General features: G+C 65.6%; 2 protein-coding genes. One reads left to right on the top strand and one right to left on the bottom strand.

Annotation, left to right across the window (positions count from 1 at the left end; all coding sequences use genetic code 11):
• Nucleotides 1-4,610 (bottom strand): putative Ig domain-containing protein (locus NM961_RS23695; protein ID WP_255916900.1); only part of this gene is annotated, 4,610 nt, incomplete at its 3' end.
• Between NM961_RS23695 and NM961_RS23690 the strand changes: the two genes are divergently transcribed.
• Nucleotides 4,593-4,939, top strand: a 347-nt coding sequence (locus tag NM961_RS23690) for a hypothetical protein (RefSeq protein ID WP_255916899.1), incomplete at its 3' end; no start/stop codon positions are given. The two genes, NM961_RS23695 and NM961_RS23690, sit on opposite strands and share 18 nt — an antisense overlap.

The raw sequence follows: 4,939 nt of genomic DNA, 5'->3' as shown, positions 1-4,939 counted from the left end.
GCGCTCTGGCAGCCGTCGGCCACGTTGAACACGACGGTGTAGGCACCGGCAGCCGGCGGCGTGAAGCTCGCCTTGCCCTGCGCATCCAGCGCGAGCGGTGCGCCGTTGACGGTCGCGGTCAGCGTGTAGGAGCCTGCGGCGTACTGGACCACGGCTTCCAGCGCAATCGGCTGGTTCGGCGCGGCGTAGGTCGGCGATGCCAGGCCATCCACGCGCAGCGCACGGTCGGCACCAGCCACGTCGATGTTCCAAGTCTGGTTGGCGAAGGCCGTGCTGCTGGGATTGCTGACATAGACATTGATGCGCCGGCTGCCGGCCTGCTCGGCCGTCGGCGTCCACTGCACCAAGCCGGTGGCGCCGTTGATCGTCATGCCGGCGGGCGGTCCCTGCGTGAGCTGATAGCTCATGACCTGGTTGCCGGCATTGGCTGCTTCGGCGTCATAGGTATACAGACAGCCAACCTTGGCCGTGGTCGGCGGACTGGTGGAGAACACCGGGATCGAAGTCGCCGGCGTCTGCACGGTGACGCTGAACGCCTGCGCCGTGGTGTTGTTGGCCGAATCCGTCACACGCACGGTCGCGGTCTGCGTGCCGGAAGCCGTCGGCGTCCAGCTGATCACGCCCGTTTGCGCGTCGATGCTCATGCCCGCAGCCGCAGGATTCAGCGCATAGGTCAGCGCATCGCCGTCGGGATCGCTCGCCGCAACGGCGTAAGTCCAGGCCTGGCCGACCACGGCATGCGTGGGCGCGGTGGAAGTGATCTGCGGTGGACGGTTCGGATTGGCGACGACTGTAGTGGTCAACATCACGAAGTCTTCGACACCACTGGGGAAGCGTACATTGGCGTAGAAATAGCGATAGCCTGCCTGCGCCGCCGTTGGCGTCCACGTCATCACGCCGGTCCACGGATCGATGCGGGCGCCGTCGGGAGCGCTGCTCAGGAAGAAGTACGGCGCATTGTCCAAATCCAGCTGACCAGCCAGCAGTTGCAGGGTCACGGTGTGACCCGAATGCACCGTGGCTGGCAGGACGCCTTTGAGATCCAGGGCGAAGTTCTGCTGCCTGACTTCGACACTGTGCAGTACGCGATCGACGCGGTCGGCGCCGTCGCTCAGGCTCAGTTCGATGACATGCGCGGCGACGCGGTTGTTGTAGGGCAGACGGTCGCTACCGCTTTCGCCGGCAGCGGCATCGATGTAAGCGTATATCCAGCCTTGCAGGTCGTCGTTGTCCACACTGTCGAAGGCGATCGCAGCACGTTCGCCGGAACGCAATGCCGGCACCGTCTTGCGCGTGAGTTCAAAGCCGCCGTTGCCGCGCTCGCCCGAGTACAGGCTGACCGTAACCGGATGCTGCAGGCTGCGCAGGCCGCGGTTGCGCACATTCACTTCGTAGCGCTTGTGCGCGGCATCGATGCCAGCGCGCTGGCGCAGGTCGCCGATCCACAGGTCGTAGCGCAGGTCATTCGGCGTGCCGGGCGGAATATCGACATCGAAGCTGCCGGTGTGCCGCGCGGCACCGTCGCGGTAGCTGCGCCGACCGGCGCGGTCGGCCGGCCACACGCCCTGGGTGGGCTTGAGCAGCGCGTTGTAGGTACCGGCGACAAACCACTCGGCATTGCCATCGCCATTACTGTCCACCAGCGCGCCGGGGCCGCGGCGCTCGCCGTAGGCAGCGCCGACCTCGGACCACAGCCAGTTCGTCTGCACGTCATTCAGACGCTTGTAACCGCCCTGGCCCAGCGCCTCAACCGCGCCATCGCCGTTGGCGTCGAGCAGCTGCGGATAAGCACTGGCCAGCGGCAGCGCGCCCAGATCGACGCGCACGGTGCCATCCAGCGACCAGGCCTTGCGTTCCAGCGGCAAATAGACTTCCCGCGTGCCGTCGCGGTCGATGTCGAACACCGCCGGCAGGCCGCCGTCGGAGGCCAGAACGATCGGACTCCCCAGGCGCGTACCGTCATGGGCAAAGCGCTCCAGATAGCGGTCGTTGCTCTGTTCGTAGCTTACGCTGGCGATGACTTCACGATCGCCGTCGCCGTCGAAGTCGAACGCCGAGAACTCCGCGCGGGCGACCGAGCCATTGCCAGGATGCGCCGGCACGCGCCACCACAGCGTACCGTTGGCTCGGCGCACTTCATCCAGGAACAACACTTCGCGCACGCCGTCGCCATCGAGATCGATCAGCAGCGGCGACAGATAGGTGGCGCTCACGCCCGAGGCGGGCCCCAGAGTCCAGCGGCTGACGCCATTCGCGTCGTATAGGCGGCCGGCGACGAAGATTTCCAGCGTGCCGTCGCCCTCCAGGTCGGCGGTCTCTATGCTGGTCTGGAAGCTCTTCAGCGACGTCGTACCCAGGTCCGGATCCACCGCCCACACCCGTTGATTGGTGCCGGTGAGAGCGACCAGCTTGCCGGTGTTGCTGCCGTACAGCAGTTCGTCGCGACCGTCGCCATCCAAATCGGCAAAGGCCGGCACGATATTGCTGCCAGCATAGCGCGTGCCTGACCAGGACAGGGCCTCACCGGTATCGACATAGCGCACGATGAGCTGGAAAGCGCCGTTCACGCCGGCAGCCACGAGCCTGTCGGATGCGTTGACCACGCCGTCATTGTTGGTGTCCAGCGGCCGGCCAAATACCGGTACGTTCATACCGCCGCCGCTGCTGATCGCCCAGATCGGAGTCAGCGCCAGATCCGCCCCCGAAGCGGGATCATCGCGACTGCCCAGGACCAGCGCATCGCTGTAGCGCAGCGCGGGCGACAGGATCGATTCTGTAGTCCACTTGATCAGCCCCTCGCGATCGCTGAGCAGCACACTCAGGCCGACAGGCCCCTGCAGCACATCCACGTTCTGGTGCGCGGCGATGCCACCGATCGTGCGCAGTTTGGCCTGGAAGCCGGTGCGTTCGTAGGCCAGCTGGTTGTCGACGCCAATCTCGTTGGTGATCTGCAGCATGGCCTTGAAGTGCACCTGCAGCGTAAACCGCTGCTCCGCATACAGGCCCTGGGAATCGAGCGCGCGCAGCGTGAAATCCTGCAGCAGGGCCTTGCGGTCGGCCGGTACCGGCGGCGTCCAGGTCAGCACGCCGGTCTGTGCGTCGATTTGCGCGCCGGACGGGCCGCCGATCAACGCATAGCTCAGCACATCGTCATTGGGATCGACTGCGTCGAGGTCGTAGTGGAATACCGGGTCGCGCAATTCCAGCCCCGGCAGCGAGGTGATGATGGGCGCGCGATTGACACCGTCGCCGGGTGCCAGCCATTCCACCTGGGCTTCGACCTGGGCGAAGCCGGATTCGAACACCAGCGGCGTGGTCTCCACGAACGGATGCTCGAAGCAGTATTCACCGCGCCCCGTACCATCAAGGTAGCCCGACTCCGCATGCGTCTGGCGCCCCTCCGCGCGCACACCGAAGCGCGCATACGGTACACGCCGGTTCTGCGCGTCGCGCGACACGATCGCGAAACAAGCGCTGTCGCCGACCGTACGTATCTGCGCCAGCGGCGTTACCTCCAGCCGGCGCACGCGGTCCTGGTCGCCGATCAGCAGACCGCCGGCGTAGCCGTAGGATTCGTAGTCGCCATAACCGTAGGTGATCAGGCCGAACGGCGCGGCAGCTGCCACGCGGTGCCGGCCCGCACTCACGCGCAGATTGCCGTGCACCTTGTCGGTGCCCGGGACGGCGCGCCACGTCACGCCGCTGACGGCGGCGCCATCCAGGCGCAGGCTGGCCACGGCGGATTCGGGAATGGTGATGCCGACGTAGTGCAGCAGCATGGCCGACACCTGCGGTGTAGTGAACAGGTAATCGGAGAGTTCCGTGCCCATCGGCGGCACAGCGATCGCGAACGGGTCGAGCAGATCGCCGTCGGGATCGTTGTGCAGCGAGGGAGGCACGCCCGGCGGCACATCGCGCATGCCGCTGTCGGCGTTTTCGCCCAGTGCCAGCAGGAACATCTGCACCGGCTTGGTCGCATGCAGGGCCACCGGGCCTTCGAGGATACGTTCGGCGCTATGCCCGGCGCGCAGCACGGCAATCAGGTAATTGCCGGCATAGACGGCGGTGTCGTCCTGGGTTGCGACGAAGCGGTACATATTGCCGACACTGCGCGTGGCGAGATTGCCGGCGATGAAGTCCTGGCCCAGGTTGCGGTCCGGCAGCAGCTGTTCGTACAGGTGATCGCAAGCCTCGACCTCATCGGGTACGAAACCGCAGATGCTGCCGCCGAATACGGCCAGCGGCGCGGAAGCCATCAGGCGCGCTCCACTATAGGGCGCGTAGTCGATCGCCGGCATTTCCCAGGCATTGAGCTGGTAGGCCTGTCCGCGCTGCAGCGTGACGGTCCACGAATCGGTGGTTGGGCCGCTGGGACCCTGGACTGCCTGACCGGTGGCCGGCGGCGCAATGGTGACCACGGTGTTGTTCTCGGTGGCGACGAACGCCACCTGGCCGCCTTCGCCGGATTTGCGCGGATAGTCGATGACGGTGTAGTTGCGGCCGAGCACGTCGATCGGATAGATCACCGCGGCATCGGTCGAATGGATCAGGCGGTTCATCGACACCACCGTCACCGGCGCATCGGACACCACGTGTACGGCCAGATTCACGGCGCGGAAAACCTCCGTGTTCATGACCTGCCAGGGCAGCTTGATTTCGGCGACACCGCCTGCCGCAATGGTGAAATCCTGACGGAAATTCAAGCCGGGGGCTTCTACAAAGCCTTGTGCGCCATCCAGCGCCGCTACAGTGACCCAGTGACTGCGTTCAGGCGCATTGGCCTGGGTGCACAGAGCGATTTGAGAACAAAGGTTCTGGCTATGGGTGAACCAGAACTCCCTCCCCACATGACTATGCCCCACCAGATCCGCATTCACGATCACGCGGAACACCTGGTCGTCGCTGGCGCCGTGGGCGTCCTGCACCTGCACGGTCACAT

The organism is Tahibacter harae, from assembly GCF_024437735.1.
GTDB classification, from domain to species: Bacteria; Pseudomonadota; Gammaproteobacteria; order Xanthomonadales; family Rhodanobacteraceae; genus Tahibacter; species Tahibacter harae.
This window is presented reverse-complemented; position numbering and strand designations above follow the sequence as displayed.